The following is a 15179-nucleotide window of genomic DNA, read 5'->3' as shown; positions in this document are numbered from 1 at the left end:
AGGGCGCGGTGTGTGCAACACCACGCCCCGATAACACGCCCCTGCCGTCGGGTCAGGCACGGCTGTAGATGTCTTCCACACGCACGATGTCATCTTCCCCCAGATAGGGACCGGACTGGACTTCGATCAGGGTCAGGGGAATACGGCCGGGATTTTCCAGCCGGTGCAGGGCACCAAGCGGCAGGTAGACACTCTCGTTCTCACGCACAAGGATCTTCTCCTCATTGCGAGTGACCTGTGCCGTGCCTTCCACCACAACCCAGTGCTCGGCGCGATGGTAATGCTTCTGCAGTGACAGCTTCCCGCCCGGGTCCACCACGATGCGCTTGACCTGGAAGCGGCTGCCCTCGATCAGGCTCTCGTAAAAGCCCCACGGACGATAGCACCGTGTATGGCTTGCCGCCTCCTTGCGCCCGGCCTTCTTGAGCAGGGAGACAATGGCCTTCACATCCTGCGCATGCTGGCGGTGCGTAACCAGGACCGCGTCATCATTGACCACGACCAGCAGGTCCTCCACCCCGGTCACGGCGGTCAGGACGCCGTCGCTGCGCACGTAGCTGCCCGATGTATTATGCATGAACACATCGCCAATGCTGACATTGCCCGCGCTGTCCTTGGGGCTGAGTTCCCACAACGCATCCCAACTGCCCACATCGGACCAGCCGAAATCACCGGGAATGACGGTCATGAGCGTGGTCCGTTCCGCCACGGCATAGTCAATCGAGATATCGGGGCAGGCATCGAAGGCCGCTTCGTCCAGCCGTTCGAAATCAATGTCGGAACGCCGCTCGCGCACGGCCTGCGTCACGGCGGCGATGATGGCGGGTTCAAACTTTTCCATCTCGGCCAGCATGGTGCGGGCGGTAAAGACGAACATGCCCGAATTCCACAGGAACCGGCCCGATTCGAACATGCGCGTGGCATTTTCGGCATCCGGCTTTTCAACGAATTTGGCAACGGAAAAGGCACCCGCGTACCCATCCAGCGCCGCGCCCTTTTCAATATAGCCATAGCCGGTTTCCGCCTTGGTTGGCGTCATGCCGAAGGTCACGATGCGGCCCGCGCGCGCGACCTGGGCCGCAATGGCCAGGGCGGGGGCGATATTCTCGGGCTTCTGCATCGCGGCATCGGCCGCCATGACCCACAAGACCGCATCGGGATCGGTTTCGGCCGCAAGCAGGGCCGCCGCGGCGATGGCGGGTGCCGAATTGCGCCCCACCGGCTCAAGCAGGATGCGCGCCTGCGTGATCCCCACTTCCTTCAGCTGCTCGGCCATGATGAAGCGGTGCTCGTTGTTGCACACCACGATCGGGGCGCTGAAGCCCGGTCCGTGGCTGCGCAGGGCGGTTTCCTGCACCATCGTATGCTTCGTGACCAGTGGCCAGAACTGCTTGGGATAGGAACTGCGCGAGACAGGCCACAGCCGGCTGCCACTTCCACCCGACAGGATAACCGGAACCACGGGAATCTGCCCCGGCTGCTGCGCTGTATGCGTCATGGAAGTGCCCATCGTAACTCCTTGGAAAAAACCGCCATCTACGTGAAGCGGCATGAATGAACCTGTTTTTCCATTCTGTCGCGCTAATGTAGCTTCTGCGTGGCCTGCCGCAAGACGTCGAGCGAGGCGCGAAGCTGCATCGTCTTCTCGTAATCACTGATCTGCTGGTGATAGGCGGCGAACAGGATGGCATCGACACGGATGACCAGCTTGCGCAGCCGCCAGAACTGTTCGGAATCGATGATCAGCGTGCGCGAGGTGTCCTCCAGCGCGCCAACCTGGACATATTTCAGGTTACGGACGGGGTCATCGTGCAGTTCCTCCACGAAGATGGGGATGAAGCACAAGGGACCGGGACAGGGGGCGGGCACATAGGGACGTGTCTCATGCCCGTCATACAGTTTCACGCGGCTGATATCGAATTTCTGGTATTCCCTGACCAGCCATGCCATCTGCGCGGGTGGCGCGACACGCGCGAAATCCGCGCGCGTGATATCCAGAAAGACACGACGGTTCTGTATGATCGTCGCGTCATATTCGGCAAGCTGGCGGGCATAGGCCGCTTCTTCCTGCGAATGCTTCATAAGCACATTGTGGCGGGCAAATCGGGCATCACTGTGGTTGTTCCAGCTCAGGTATCCCGCAATGCTGCCCAGCAGGGCCAGCAGCACCGGCAGCGCCATGCAGGCCCAGCGATGCCGCCTGATAAAGCCTGGTACATCCGTATGCCCGTAAATATGGACCGGATACATGCGACGCCTCCCAATCCGCGCGCCGTCTGCCACGCGCCCTCTTCATCCATGATGGAAAGGCTCCAGGCCAGCGGGGCGTGCCCCTCCCCCTGCGCGAAACCCGTTCCGGAGCTCCACCCTAACAGAGACCCCACATTTCCGCCATGCATGCCCCCCCAGGCCACCCATCCGTGACCGGGGCCAAGGCGCTGCTTCAGGCACACATGGGCAGTCCGCCTGCCGCCGCCTGACCGGCCGGCAGAAATGAAGCCCTGCCGCGTGCGGGTATCCGCCATCCGGCATTCCGCCCCCGAAGGCATGGCTACGGATGCGCGCAGCAGTGCGGGGGGGCACCTTCCGGCATGAACATTATATGCATCATGATTGATAATATCATTATTCCGGCCCATGGACGGGCGGGCGGCAATGCCGGGCCGCCGTGCGACAGGATGTCAGGGGACAGACCGCGCCATCCCGGACGGAAATTTATGATGATCCGGTACAGCATATGCCCGGCATCCCGCACAAAGCCGCGAATTCCCGGTCGGAAATAAACGGCTGGAATAATCAATTATTAATTGATCTGCCTTAGCCGGAAAGCAGTGCGGTCCATCGAAGCATCGGTCCGCTCCGTGCCAAGCCCCAGCCAAGGTAAAGACATTGTCCGCGGACCTGCTCCTGACACTGACCCCTACGGAACAACAGGATATCAAGATCATCCGGGAATCCGGCCAGTTCGACACGGAATTCTACCTTGCCACCAATCAGGACATAGCCGGGTCGGGCTATGAGCCGCTGGTGCATTATGTCAAATACGGCTTCCGTGAAGGGCGGCGGCCCAACCGCAATTTCCGCCCCGCCCTGTACGTGGCGCAGCACCCTGATGCCGGGCTGGACAGCCGCAACCCGTTCATCCACTTCCTGCAGACCCATAATGGCTGCCATATCGCCCATCACGGGCTGCTGACACGCTTCCGGCTGGAGGACCTCAGCCTTGGGGTCAGGACACTTGAGCAGCTGCCCTTCTTTGAAGCCGGGGACTATCACGACCTGAACCGCGACGTGGCGCGTGATACGACCGACCTTGCCGAACATGCACTGCTGTATGGCGTGCCGGAGGGGCGGCGCCTGTTCAAGGCCCTGCGCGTGTCCGAAACACTGGGCACGCTGTGTATCGGCACCGAGCCAGATCATGCCACCCAGACGCTGCCCGATGGGCCGGTGCCTGACAGTATCGGCATTTTCTATAATTCAGGTGGCAATGTCTTCATTCATGAAATCGCGGCCGACCTGCACCGCACCCTGACGGAAGCGGGGCTGAACTGTGTCCTGCTGGATGAAAACACCGATCCCGACCAGCGCCCCGACCTGTGCATCTTCGTTGCCCCGCATGAATTCTTCCATATCGGGCGCGGGCAGGTCTGGGCCACGGGCAGCATCATCCAGGATGCCATCATGTTCAATACCGAGCAGCCACAGACCCTGTGGTTCGAGCGCGGCATCCCCTTCCTGCTCATGTCCGCCGGTGTGATCGACATCTGCCACCAGATGGCCCGGAGCTTCCATCAGGCCGGGATGCCCGCCATCCATTTCACGCCCAATATCGACACCACGCGCGGCTACCTGCTCAAGGAGGACATGACCCACCCCATGGTGCGCGTCCTGCCGCCTGCCTGCCGCAAGCGGCCCGACCCGCTTGCCCCCTTTGCCCGGCGGCCACTGGACATCAGTTTTTTTGGCGGCAGTTCCGCCCACCGCGAGAAGTTCTTTGCCCGCAATGCCGGTTTCCTCGCGCAGTACCGCAATTACTTCTACTACCGCAAATTCACCACACCGATCGACAGCAGCCCGCGCGACAGGCTGCTCTCCCGCCTTGCCGCCCATGTAGCGGGGCATTCGCGCATCGCGCTGAACATCCACCGCGATGAATACGGTTTTTTTGAATGGCACCGCATCGTCAAGGGCGCGATGGCCAATGGCAGCGTGGTGGTGTCCGAACCCTGCCTGCCGCACCCGGTGTTCCGTCCCGGTATCCATTTCCTGGAGGAAACCGGCCGCCACATCCCCAACCTGATCGAATGGCTGCTGCACACGCCCGATGGCCAGGCGCGGGCGGAAGAAATCCGCACGGCCACATGGCAGCTGATCGGCACCTCCGCCGGAAACCGCGCCCGCTGCGCGCGAATCCGTGGATTCATCTCGTATGTATGGAGCACGCCGGAAGCATGAGCCTCAACGCCCCATGGATGGCCACCGGCCAGTCCGCCCGCACGTTCAAAAGCCGCCGCAAGAAGCCGACCGACCTGATCAGCATATGCCTGACCAACTACAATTACGGCTGCTACATCATCGATGCACTGGACTCCATTGCCGCCCAGACCCATACGGCCCTGGACCTGGTGGTGGTGGACGACCATTCCACGAAGGACGGGTCGGTTGACCTGATCACCGCCTGGATGGAAGCCAACCAGAAGCGGTTCTGGCGCGCCAGCCTGATCGTGCATGCGCGCAACCTGGGTCCCTCCGCCGCGCGCAACACGGCCTTCGGGCATGCCATGGGCACGTTCGTATTCGTAATGGATGCGGACAACACCATCTATCCCCGCGCCCTTGCCCGCCTGCACGAAGCCGCGCGGGATGGCGGGTTTGACGCCACGTACAGCCAGATCGAGTTCTTCGGCCGCGAGCAGCGCCTTGGCCTGGCCGACATATGGGACCCGATGCAGATGGCGCGCGAGAACTATGTGGATGTCATGGCGCTGGTCCGCCGGCAGGCCTGGATGGATGTGGATGGCTACAGCCATATTGACGCAGGATGGGAAGATTACGATTTCTGGCTGAAATTCATGGATCATGGGCTGGAAGCGGGCTACGTGCCCGAAATCCTGTGCCGCTACCGCGTGCATGGCGATTCCCGCACCACGAACGATGCCTGGGCCGCGCATGAAAGCCTGCGTGCCATCATGGCCTTCCGCCACCCCGAACTGACCGCCCGCGCCCGCATGGCCACACAGGTGGTGAAAGCATGACCGGGACATATTTCCGCCAGCGCCCCCTGCCCCTATGATGGGAGCATGACAGCACCCGCTTCCCCTGCCACACAGACATGCACGGACCACCGGATCATCGTGACCGGTTGCGACAGCACATATTTCGTACTGGTGGCGGAACTGGTCGCCTCCATCCGCGCGTACAGGCCCACCCCCATCGGGGTGATCGACTGCGGCATGACGCCAGACCAGCGCGCCACGCTGCACGCGCAGGGCATACGGGTCCTGCCCCCCTTTATTCCCGATTACGCACCCCGCCGCGCGCTACGCCGCCGCCCCAGCCTGGGCATCAACATATCCAAGCTGTGGCTGGACCGGATGCTGCCGGAATTCGACCTGATCCTGTGGCTGGACGCCGATACATGGGTGCAGGACGGCATGGCGGTCGAACGCCTGTTTGCCGCGGCACGCAGCGGCACACTGGCCATCGTGCCCGAAATCGGGGCCAAGCGGGCCGACCTGCTGGGCGTGCGCTGGATCTGCCCCGGCTGGATGCAGATCCGTTCGTTTCTGTACAAGAACGCGGCCCGTGCGCGCCTGCCCTTTTCCATACGCAGGCGCATTGGCGCGAAGCCCCTGCTCAATGCTGGCGTGTTCTGCCTGCACCGCCAGGCGCCGATCTGGCCTGTCCTGCGGCGCTGGCAGGCACTGATCCTGCCCCGGCGCAACATGGCCTTCACGCAGGACCAGCTCTGCATGGCGCTGGCGGTCTATATCGACGGGCTGCCGGTCACATTCCTGGACAACAGCCACAACTACCTTGGCCCCTGGCTGCTGGATGAGGCTACGGGCCAGCTGGCCAACCTGTTCTTTCCCCACGCGCCTGTCGGCATCGTACACATGGCCTCGCAGAAGGCCATGCGCGCGGCACTGGACAACACCATGCCCGTGCCCACCGTGCAGGGCGGGCAGGTGGCGCTCAACCTGCGTTACGGCGCCATGCGCCTATGCCGGACGGCGGCTGTCGGGTGATGCGGGAGCAGCCTTTGCAGCACGGGCGGCCTGCACCTTCCCGGCGGCTGCGGTCAGCTGCCGGGCAAGGTTGAGGGCAAGCTCCGGCGGCAGCACGGTCACGACCCGCCTGTCACCCTTTGGCATATGTTCGGGTGCAGTGGCCATGAACAGGTCCATGACCACAATGGAATCCTGCACCGCTTCCGCCCCGCAGCTTACGGTGGGATAGACCACGGCGCGGCCGGTGGCGTCACGTTCTTCTGTCATGATCGTGTATTTCCTGTCATATGGACCCTAGCGCGTGGTGGGCGTACGGGCCTGTTCACGCCGCAGCTTGAGGTTCAGGTCCTGTATGGTCTTGCGGGCGACCGTCAGTTCGTCGCGCACACGCGCAAGTTCCGTCCTGAGTGCGGCGATTTCAGCCCGAAGGGCAGGAGGATGATCAGCCATCTGCATACATTCCTTACACTATCAGGCGGTTCGGGCCGCGGCGGCAAAGCGGGTCCGCACCTGCTCGAACAGCGTGCGCGCCGCCATGTCCCTGGGGTCGGTATGCTCCATGTGGTGACGCATGCGGGCCGCGATCTCGTCGGCATGCAGCACCTTTGCCTCCACCAGCATCTGCATGAGATCCATGACCACAAGCTGCTGGGCCGCAATCATCTTCACGACAGGCATGACCTTGGCCTGCGCCGCATCACCCGCCGCCTGTGCAAGCGCCTTGCGCAACTGGTCGGTTATCGCCTGTTCGGTCATGAGCATGCTACTCCATTCCTGTCATCATGTGGCATACATGGTGATGGCAAACCACCAGCACAGCAATGCTGCCCACGCAGGGCGGGCCATGAGCCTGCGCCATATCTCCCCCATCCCAGGACCGTAAACCGCCATGTCGCCGCCCGTCATTCCCGATGATGAATTACATGTGACCTATATCCTGGCCTCCGGCCCGGGGGGGCAGAACGTCAACAAGGTGGCAACGGCGGCCCAGTTGCGCTTTGACGTGCGCAATTCCCCCTCCCTGCCACCACGCACCAAGCACAGGCTGGTTGCGGTGGCGGGCAGCCGGATGACGGGCGATGGCGTGATCGTGCTGACCGCGCGCCGCTTCCGCAGCCAGACCCGCAACCGCGAGGATGCCATCAACCGCCTGCATGAAATGATCGGGGAAGCCAGCACGGTGCAGGCCCATCGCGTACCCACCCGCCCGTCACGCAGCCAGCGCCGCAGGCGGCTGGACAACAAGCAGCACCGCAGTCGCATCAAGCAGGGACGCAGCGGCCGCTTTACGGACTGAGGGCGCACGCCCGACGCCAGCAGTACCTCATGCCAGCCCCCACGGCCATGATCCCGGCCCCGTACACTGACGGCCATGCGGGCCATCGGGTCCTCCGGCATTGCAGCCGCCGCCCTGAGTGCATCAGGTGTCGCACCGCATGACACAGGTAATGCTTACCAGCACTCTGGTGTGACTTCATACGGATAATATGCCTGCACCAAGGCCTATTGGTAAACATGTGGTAATCAGTCTATCATCTGCCAGCGTCCATCGCAGATCCGATTTGATATTACCTATTAATAAATCTGATATGAAGGCTATATAATTATGAATGAAAAGGTCCGCCTTGTTGTTTGGGATCTTGATGAGACATTCTGGCGTGGAACCCTGACGGAAGGCGGAATAGATTATCTGCCGGAGCACCATAATATTGTAATCGAACTGGCCAGACGCGGGATAGTCTCATCAATCTGCTCGCGCAACGACCATCAGACCATTGAGAATTTATTAAAGGAAAAGGGCCTCTGGGACTATTTTGTATTCCCGAGCATTGACTGGACCGCAAAGGGACCGCGCCTGCAGGCACTGGTTCAGGCATCCCAGTTACGGGCACCGACCGTTCTTTTCATAGATGACAACCCCATGAACCTGGCTGAAGCCCAGGCCTTCGTGGAGGGAATACAGGTTGCCGATCCGTCAGTTATCAAGGGCATGCTGGACAATCCCCTGCTTCAGGGCAAGGACGACCACGATCTTTCCCGCCTGAAGCATTACCAGATTCTCGAACGCCGCGCCGGTGAGATGTCCCATGCCGCCGATCCTGCTGATTTCCTGCGCGGGAGCGATATTCAGGTTGCAATAGATTATGATATCGAACCCCATATCGACCGGGCCATCGAACTGATCAACCGTACGAACCAGCTTAACTTTACCAAGGTACGGCTGTCCGAAAACATGGAAGACGCAAGGCGGGAATTAAGAAGCCTGCTGGCCGACCCGGCAAACGCGGCCGGACTGGTACATGTCAGGGACCGTTATGGCGATTACGGCCATGTCGGGTTTTATGTCCTTTCCCAGGGATTTAATGGGCCGCCTGCCTTGCATCACTACTGCTTTTCATGCCGGACACTCGGCATGCAGGTGGAAACATGGCTTTACCAGAGACTGGGCCGCCCCGATATCACCATTGCGGGGAATGTTGTGACCGATATCCTGGCTGAAACACCCATTGACTGGATTCATTCGGGTCATCAGGTCACGGTTGACAATGCAGACGCAGGATCGAAGCAGGTTTCCCGCATTGTCCTGCGCGGCGGTTGCGAAATGGTGGCGTTATCACACTATTTCCGTGAAATATCAGATACAGTCATTGAAGAGACAGCCAATGTCCGTGACGGGATGGTGTTCCGTCCCGACGCGCCCGAGATGGCGCATCTGGCCCTGTCCTCCCTGTCCCAACCCATGCTGGAAAGCCTGCTCCGGCTTGGATACCAGCCATCCCATTTCGAGACCGCGCTGAGCGGGGAACATTCCGGTCCACAGGTCTGGGTTCTGTCTTTCTGGCATGTGATGGATTACTGGAAGCACAGGGATTTTGATATCAGGGTCAACATCCACTTCCCTGACCTGCTCGGGGTTCCGGATATCTGGCCGTCCCACCTGCCAGTGCTCGATCCTTCAGATTACGCGCCCCGGGCGGCCACGGCCATTTCTGAACTGCAGGCACATTATGACCACGTTCCGCAGACCAGCCACCGCCGGAGCCTGGAAGCCGCCCTGCGAATCCTGCGCCTGCTGCCGCGCGACAGCCATGCCTTTGTCCTGGGCCTGTCAACCAGGATACTGGGGAAGGACGGAACCGTAACGGTGTGCCAGGAGCGTGTGGCCTACAACAACGCCATGCGTGTGATTACGGATGCGTATGACAATGTTTCCTTCATTCTGGTCGATGATTACGTGTTTGACGACCTGCGGGAACGTGAACATGATCCCAACCACTTCAACCGGATCGTCTATTTCCGTGTATTCGATGAGATCCGGCGCCAGATCAACGCGCTGGATCTGACACTGGCCGGCCCCAGTCCCACAGACCATGACCATGGCGAATCCCGCCTGCTTCATAATTTTGACATGGCCAACCCGCAGGCATGGCTGGTGCGGGGGGAACTTGCCCTGATCAACAAAAAACCCGACGAAGCCGAACAGGCTTTCGGTCAGGCACTCAGGCTGGCTCCCGATGACCAGTGGGTTTCCTGCCGCTTTTTCAGTACGTTCCGTTTCAATGCCGCCTACTGGCAACGCCTGCCCGCGGTCAGGGGGGGTGGGAAAAGGAACGGCGTGCCGCATGCGGACACGCCCCTTCACTGGCATTTCACCGCGGATAATCCTGCCCTGCTGACTGACTGCGCCACGCGTGTCGATGGCGTTCTTCGGGTCACCGGGCAGAAGGGATGCGCGCTTTTCGGTCCTTACATAGACCTGCCAGCCGGGCATTATACGGTCACGGTCATCCTGTCAGGAAAGACACTCAGGCAGGGTACGGATGGATATATCCGCAGATCAGGGCAACAGGGTGATTGCCGCGCGTGACTTCAATCTGTCCACCACTTGGAAAAGAAAACTCGTTCTCTGCGCGGACGTGGCTGAAGATATCAGTCTTTTTGAAGTCCGCCTGTTTACCGATACCGGGGCCCGGCTTGATATTGCAGCCATCAGGATCACCATCACGCGCCCCCCATTGAAAATGGCCACCAGGTTCAGGGCCATGCTCGGGAAGGGCATGACATATTCTGGCGCAGGCATCACGAGCGCATGAATAACGCGATACCGTAGGGGCCTTCTGACCACCTGCGACAGGACAGGCCATGGCGCATCGTCCTGATGACAGCGCAGAACGGCTGAGTTTTACCCCCGGACGGCCCCGGCCGCCGTCCCCCCCAATCCGGGACAGGAGGTGGCGGGAGAAGGGACGGGCAGCCCCTGTCCAGACACCCGTACCGCCCATTTGTACGCCCCCATGGCCTGGCAAAACTGGCCTACCCCCTGCGGGTTGCGGTTTTCTGCCCCCCGGCGGCCGGGGGCTGCGGCGTATGCTCGGTCCAGCCACCACCCAGCGCGCGATAGAGCGTGACAAGGTTCTGGTAGCGCGAGACCGCGATGCTGATCTGCCACTGCTGCGCCTGCAGGTAATTCCGCTGCGAGACCAGCGCGGTCAGGTACGAATCCGTCCCCGCCCTGTAGCGCATCATTGCCAGGCGGTAGGCATCTCCGGTGGTCGAGACATACCTGTCCATCTGTCCCGTCTCGTCACGATAGGTATCGCGCGCGGCCAGTGCATCCGCCACTTCGCGGAAGGCGGACTGCACCGTCTTTTCATACGCCGCCGCCTTGGAGGCCCGCATGGCGCGCGAGGCCTTCAGGTTGCCGCTGTTCTGCCCCCAGTTGAGCAGGGGCACCTGCAGCTGGGGCGAGACACCCCATGTCGTCGCGGCCGATGTGAACAGCCTGTGCGGCTGCAGGCTGCTGATCCCGTCCGATGCCGTAAGGGTAATGCGTGGATAGAAGGCGGCCTTGGCGGCACCGATATCGGCATTGGCAGCCAGCAGGTCATGCTCGGCGGACATGATGTCGGGCCGGTGTTCCAGCACCTCGGCCGGCAGGCCCGGCGGCAGGTCCTGCATGATGGTCTGTTCCCCCAGCGGGCGGGCGGGGGGCAGGTTGTCGGGGATTGGCTGACCGATCAGCAGCGTGATCAGGTTTTCATCCTGTGCGACATGCCGGCGCGATTCATCGCGGAAGGCGCCGCTCTGCGCCACCTGTGTCTCGGTCTGGCGCACGGTCATCTCATCCGTCTCGCCATGGGCGAAACGGGCCTTGACCATATCCAGCGTGGCCTGCTGGGAGGCCATGGTCTCGTCGGACAGACGCAGCGCGGCTTGGTCCCCCAGCCATGAGATATAGGCCGTGGCCACCTGCGAGATGATGCTGATCAGCATGGAACGCGCATTCTCGCGCTGCATCAGCGCATGTTCCGCCGCCTCACGCGACAGGCTGCGGATGCGGCCGAACAGGTCGATCTCGTAGGAGGAGACACCAACCCCCATCTGGAAATACTTGAACATGGGCGGGTTGCCGGTATCCAGACCCGGCGCGAAGCTCAGGCCCGCCGCACCCGATGGCCCCTGGAACATCGCCTCGCCCCCGCCACCGATGGCGGGGAACAGGCCGGCATGCTGGATATCGAATTGCCCCTGCGCACGGCGGATATCGGCCGCGGCCTGACGCAGGTCGCGGTTCTCACGGATGGCAATGGCAATCAGCGCGCGAAGCCGGGGGTCGGTAAAGAACTCCGCCCAGCCCAGATCCGCCGCCAGCGGGTTTTCAATGACCGGCTGCCCGGTATTGGCATAGGCAGGCCAGGTTCTGGCCAGCGGCGGCGTGGGGCGCTTGTAATGCGGGATCATGGTGCAGCCCGCCAGCAGCATCATGGCCATGCCGGCGGTACCGGCCCGCCTGACTGTGGAGAGAAGGGTCATCGGATTACTCTCCCTTTGCCCGTTCGGACAGGCGCTTCACCCGGAACAGGCGCAGGACCACTACAAAGAACAGCGGCACGAAATACACGGCCAGCAGGGTTGCCGTCACCATGCCCCCCACCACGGCGGTGCCGATGGCCACACGCGCGGCGGAACCCGCCCCCGTGGCGATGGCCAGCGGAAACACACCCACCACGAAGGCGATGGATGTCATGAGGATGGGCCGCAGGCGCTCACGCCCGGCTTCCAGCACCGATTCCTCCAGCGTGGCCCCGTTCTCGAAAAACGCCTTGGCGAATTCCACGATCAGGATGGCGTTCTTCACCGCCAGCCCCACCGTGGTCAGCAGGCCGACCTGGAAATACACGTCATTGGCCAGCCCGCGCCCCAATGTGGCGACAATCGCCCCCAGCACGCCCAGCGGAATGACCAGCAGCACGGCAAACGGGATGGCCCAGCTTTCATACAGCGCCGCCAGACAGAACAGGATGACAATCAGCGCCAGCGCATAGAGCGGGCCGGTGGCGGCGCCGGATGCCATCTGCTCATAGGACAGGCCGGTCCATTCATACCCGACACCCGCGGGCAGCTTGGCCAGCACATCCTTGATGGCGGCTATGGAATCGCCCGAACTGTAGCCTGCGGCGGGCTGGCCCAGGATTTCATAGGCGTTGAGGCCGTTATAGTCCTCCACCTTCTGCGGCCCCATGATCCACTGCCCGGATACGAAGGCGTTGAACGGCACCATCCCGCCAGTCGCGTTGCGGATGTACCATTTGTTCAGGTCATCGGGGATCATGCGCGCATCGGGTTCGCCCTGGATATAGACCTGCTTCACACGGTCATCGCGCAGGAACTGGTTGACATAGATCGACCCCAGCGCGCCCTCGATGGTGGTGTTGATATCGGCAATGGTAATGCCAAGGGCATTGGCCTTCTCACGGTCGATATCCAGATGGAACTGCGGCGCGTCCTCCATGCCGTTGGGGCGCACGGCGGTCAGCCGATGGTCCTTTGCCGCAAGGCCCAGCACCATGTTGCGCGCTTCCAGCATCCTGGCATGGCCAAGATGCCCACGGTCTTCCAGTTCCACGTCAAAACCCGTGGCGTTACCCAGTTCCAGCACGGCGGGCGGGTTGATGGCAAAGATCTGGGCGACGGGATTCATCCAGAAATGCATCATGATGCGCATGGCGATCGCGGCCGATGTCTGGCTGGCGGCGGGGCGGTCATCCCAGTCCTTGAGCCGGATGAAGAAGGCGCCCGCACTCTGCCCCTGGCCCGCGAAGTTGAAGCCGTTCATGGAATAGACGGATTCAACATTCCTGCCTTCGGTCTTGAGGATATAGTCCGCCACCATGTGGTTGACGTCCGCCGTCTGCTCCAGGGTGGCGCTGGGCGGCATGGTGACCTGGCCAAAGATCAGGCCCTGGTCCTCATCAGGCAGGAAGCCCGCGGGCAGGCGCATGAACAGGAAGCCCACACCCGCCGTAATCACCACGAATACCAGCATGGACAGGCCGGTATGGCCCAGCACGCGGGTCACCCCCTTCTGGTAGCCATTGGTCAGGCGGGTGAAGTGGCGGTTGAACCAGCCCGCGGCCCCGGTTGTCTTTTCATGCGTGCCGGGCTTGAGCATGGTGGCGCACAGGGCCGGTGTCATGACCATGGCCACCAGCACCGAAAGCCACATGGCCGCGACAATGGTGATGGAGAACTGGCGGTAGATCACCCCCGTGGAGCCACCAAAGGCGGCCATGGGCAGGAACACCGCCGTCAGCACCAGCACGATGCCGACCAGAGCACCCGAGATTTCATCCATCGACTGACGGGCGGCCTCGGCCGGGGAGAGCTTCTTCTCCGTCATCACGCGCTCGACATTCTCGACCACGACAATGGCGTCATCCACCAGCAGGCCCACCGCCAGCACCATGGCCAGCATGGTCAGCGTGTTGATGGAAAAGCCAAGGACGGCCAGGATGCCGAACGTGCCCAGCAGGACCACCGGCACGGCGATGGTGGGAATGAGCGTCGCGCGGAAGTTCTGCAAGAAGACCAGCATCACCAGGAACACCAGCACGATCGCTTCCGCCAGCGTGATGACCACTTCCTTGATCGACAGGACGATGAACGGCTCGGTATCCAGCGGATAGACCGTCTTCAGCCCCGGCGGGAAGAACTGCTCCAGTTCCTTGATCTGCGCGCGCACCGCCGTTTCGGTCTGGAGCTGGTTCGCACCCGGCGCCAGCTTCAGCGCCATGCCCGAAGCCGGCATGTTGTTATAGAAGGAATGGGTATTGTAGGTCTGCGGCCCCAGTTCCACGCGGGCCACGTCACGAATGCGCACCTGCGAGCCATCCTGCTGCACCTTGAGCAGGATCCTGCCGAATTCCTCGGGCGAATGCAGGCGGGTCGGGCCGATGATGGTGGCATCCAGCCGCGCGCCCTTCACTGCGGGAACGCCCCCCAGTTCACCCGACGAGACCTGGATGTTCTGTGTCTGGATGGCGGTCTGCACGTCGCCCACCGTCAGGCTGTATTTGTACAGCTTCGAGGGGTCGAGCCAGATGCGCATGGCATATTCCGCGCCGAACAGCGTATGATCGCCCACGCCGGTCACGCGGCTGAGCGGGTCGGAGATGTTCGAGGCCACGTAATCGGCAATATCAGCACCCGTCATGCTGTTATCGGTCGAGATGAAGGCAATGACCATCATGAAGTTCTTGACGGCCTTGGTAATGCTCAGGCCCTGCGCCGTGACTTCCTGCGGCAGCTTGGGCTGGGCCAGCTGCAGCTTGTTCTGCACCTGCACCTGCGCGATGTCGGGGTTGGTACCCTGCGCGAAGGTCAGGTCGATTTCCATCTGCCCCGAGGCATAGGACTGCGCGGAAATATACTCCAGATGGTCAAGACCGAACATCTGCTGCAGGATGGGCCGGACGACCGTGTCATTCACCGTATCGGCGGACGCACCGGGATAGGTGACCGTTATGGCGATCTGTGGCGGCGCGATGGAGGGATACTGCGCAATGGGCAGCCGGAAGATGGAAACCCCGCCCACCAGCATGATGATCAGCCCGATCACCCATGCAAAGACAGGCCGGTCGATAAAGAAGCGCGACAGTGACATGG

Annotated in this window: 13 protein-coding genes; 6 read left to right on the top strand and 7 right to left on the bottom strand. The window is 61.8% G+C overall.

Annotated elements, in window-relative coordinates:
• Window positions 1–52 precede the first annotated feature (52 nt).
• Both GWK63_RS02500 and GWK63_RS02495 read right to left on the bottom strand, forming a co-directional pair.
• Window positions 53–1510, bottom strand: coding sequence for a mannose-1-phosphate guanylyltransferase/mannose-6-phosphate isomerase (locus GWK63_RS02500; RefSeq protein WP_050800722.1), 1458 nt, complete (start codon window positions 1508–1510; stop codon window positions 53–55).
• A 71-nt stretch (window positions 1511–1581) separates the two neighbouring features.
• A complete protein-coding gene (locus GWK63_RS02495) occupies window positions 1582–2250 on the bottom strand; it encodes a hypothetical protein (protein WP_007398900.1) in 669 nt (222 codons plus the stop codon).
• A 639-nt stretch (window positions 2251–2889) separates the two neighbouring features.
• Between GWK63_RS02495 and GWK63_RS02490 the strand changes: the two genes are divergently transcribed.
• The 3 genes from GWK63_RS02490 to GWK63_RS02480 are packed head-to-tail and all read left to right on the top strand — an operon-like array spanning window position 2890 to window position 6251.
• Window positions 2890–4458 (top strand): CgeB family protein, encoded by a 1569-nt coding sequence (locus GWK63_RS02490; RefSeq protein ID WP_007398898.1) that lies wholly within the window; start codon window positions 2890–2892, stop codon window positions 4456–4458.
• Entirely contained in the window at window positions 4455–5258 is an 804-nt protein-coding gene (locus tag GWK63_RS02485) for a glycosyltransferase family 2 protein (RefSeq protein ID WP_039999229.1), read from the top strand. Before GWK63_RS02490 ends, GWK63_RS02485 begins: the two co-directional genes overlap by 4 nt.
• Before the next feature lie 45 nt (window positions 5259–5303).
• A complete protein-coding gene (locus GWK63_RS02480) occupies window positions 5304–6251 on the top strand; it encodes a hypothetical protein (RefSeq protein WP_007398896.1) in 948 nt (315 codons plus the stop codon).
• On the opposite strand, the gene GWK63_RS02475 is transcribed toward GWK63_RS02480, so the two are convergent.
• The 3 genes from GWK63_RS02475 to GWK63_RS02465 are packed head-to-tail and all read right to left on the bottom strand — an operon-like array spanning window position 6225 to window position 6995.
• A complete protein-coding gene (locus tag GWK63_RS02475; RefSeq protein ID WP_007398895.1) occupies window positions 6225–6500 on the bottom strand; it encodes a hypothetical protein in 276 nt (91 codons plus the stop codon). The two genes, GWK63_RS02480 and GWK63_RS02475, sit on opposite strands and share 27 nt — an antisense overlap.
• Window positions 6501–6527: 27 nt before the next feature.
• A complete protein-coding gene (locus GWK63_RS02470) occupies window positions 6528–6683 on the bottom strand; it encodes a hypothetical protein (RefSeq protein ID WP_007398894.1) in 156 nt (51 codons plus the stop codon).
• 21 nt (window positions 6684–6704) lie between these two features.
• A complete protein-coding gene (locus tag GWK63_RS02465) occupies window positions 6705–6995 on the bottom strand; it encodes a hypothetical protein (protein WP_007398893.1) in 291 nt (96 codons plus the stop codon).
• 127 nt (window positions 6996–7122) lie between these two features.
• On the opposite strand from GWK63_RS02465, the gene arfB reads away from it, so the two are divergent.
• The 3 genes from arfB (at window position 7123) to GWK63_RS02450 (ending at window position 10327) form a co-directional block, all read left to right on the top strand.
• Window positions 7123–7530, top strand: coding sequence for an alternative ribosome rescue aminoacyl-tRNA hydrolase ArfB (gene arfB / locus GWK63_RS02460; RefSeq protein ID WP_034928830.1), 408 nt, complete (start codon window positions 7123–7125; stop codon window positions 7528–7530).
• A gap of 624 nt (window positions 7531–8154) precedes the next feature.
• A complete protein-coding gene (locus GWK63_RS02455) occupies window positions 8155–10101 on the top strand; it encodes a hypothetical protein (RefSeq protein ID WP_166498124.1) in 1947 nt (648 codons plus the stop codon).
• On the top strand, window positions 10055–10327 hold the full coding sequence (locus GWK63_RS02450; RefSeq protein ID WP_039999226.1) for a hypothetical protein: 273 nt from the start codon (window positions 10055–10057) through the stop codon (window positions 10325–10327). The genes GWK63_RS02455 and GWK63_RS02450 overlap by 47 nt, the downstream gene beginning before the upstream one ends.
• Window positions 10328–10547: 220 nt before the next feature.
• Here the strand turns inward: GWK63_RS02450 and GWK63_RS02445 are convergent, their stop codons facing one another.
• Both GWK63_RS02445 and GWK63_RS02440 read right to left on the bottom strand, forming a co-directional pair.
• Window positions 10548–12047, bottom strand: a complete 1500-nt coding sequence (locus GWK63_RS02445; protein ID WP_007398887.1) for an efflux transporter outer membrane subunit — start codon at window positions 12045–12047, stop codon at window positions 10548–10550.
• A gap of 4 nt (window positions 12048–12051) precedes the next feature.
• The gene (locus tag GWK63_RS02440; protein WP_112209868.1) at window positions 12052–15177 is read right to left on the bottom strand and encodes an efflux RND transporter permease subunit; all 3126 of its coding nucleotides are present in this window, start codon (window positions 15175–15177) and stop codon (window positions 12052–12054) included.
• Between the last annotated feature and the right edge of the window lie 2 nt (window positions 15178–15179).

The sequence above is a fragment of the Komagataeibacter rhaeticus genome, from assembly GCF_011611525.1.
In the GTDB taxonomy this organism is placed as follows: Bacteria; Pseudomonadota; Alphaproteobacteria; order Acetobacterales; family Acetobacteraceae; genus Komagataeibacter; species Komagataeibacter rhaeticus.
Note: the sequence above shows the minus strand (reverse complement) of the source record. Positions and strands in the feature narration are given on the sequence as shown.

Coding starts and splice junctions, on each gene's coding strand:
- GWK63_RS02500 (WP_050800722.1), bottom strand. CDS start 1,510: ATGGGCACTTCCATGACGCATACAGCGCAGCAGCCGGGGCAGATTCCC.
- GWK63_RS02495 (WP_007398900.1), bottom strand. CDS start 2,250: ATGTATCCGGTCCATATTTACGGGCATACGGATGTACCAGGCTTTATC.
- GWK63_RS02485 (WP_039999229.1), top strand. CDS start 4,455: ATGAGCCTCAACGCCCCATGGATGGCCACCGGCCAGTCCGCCCGCACG.
- GWK63_RS02480 (WP_007398896.1), top strand. CDS start 5,304: ATGACAGCACCCGCTTCCCCTGCCACACAGACATGCACGGACCACCGG.
- GWK63_RS02475 (WP_007398895.1), bottom strand. CDS start 6,500: ATGACAGAAGAACGTGACGCCACCGGCCGCGCCGTGGTCTATCCCACC.
- GWK63_RS02470 (WP_007398894.1), bottom strand. CDS start 6,683: ATGGCTGATCATCCTCCTGCCCTTCGGGCTGAAATCGCCGCACTCAGG.
- GWK63_RS02465 (WP_007398893.1), bottom strand. CDS start 6,995: ATGCTCATGACCGAACAGGCGATAACCGACCAGTTGCGCAAGGCGCTT.
- arfB (WP_034928830.1), top strand. CDS start 7,123: ATGTCGCCGCCCGTCATTCCCGATGATGAATTACATGTGACCTATATC.
- GWK63_RS02455 (WP_166498124.1), top strand. CDS start 8,155: ATGAACCTGGCTGAAGCCCAGGCCTTCGTGGAGGGAATACAGGTTGCC.
- GWK63_RS02450 (WP_039999226.1), top strand. CDS start 10,055: ATGGATATATCCGCAGATCAGGGCAACAGGGTGATTGCCGCGCGTGAC.
- GWK63_RS02445 (WP_007398887.1), bottom strand. CDS start 12,047: ATGACCCTTCTCTCCACAGTCAGGCGGGCCGGTACCGCCGGCATGGCC.
- GWK63_RS02440 (WP_112209868.1), bottom strand. CDS start 15,177: ATGTCACTGTCGCGCTTCTTTATCGACCGGCCTGTCTTTGCATGGGTG.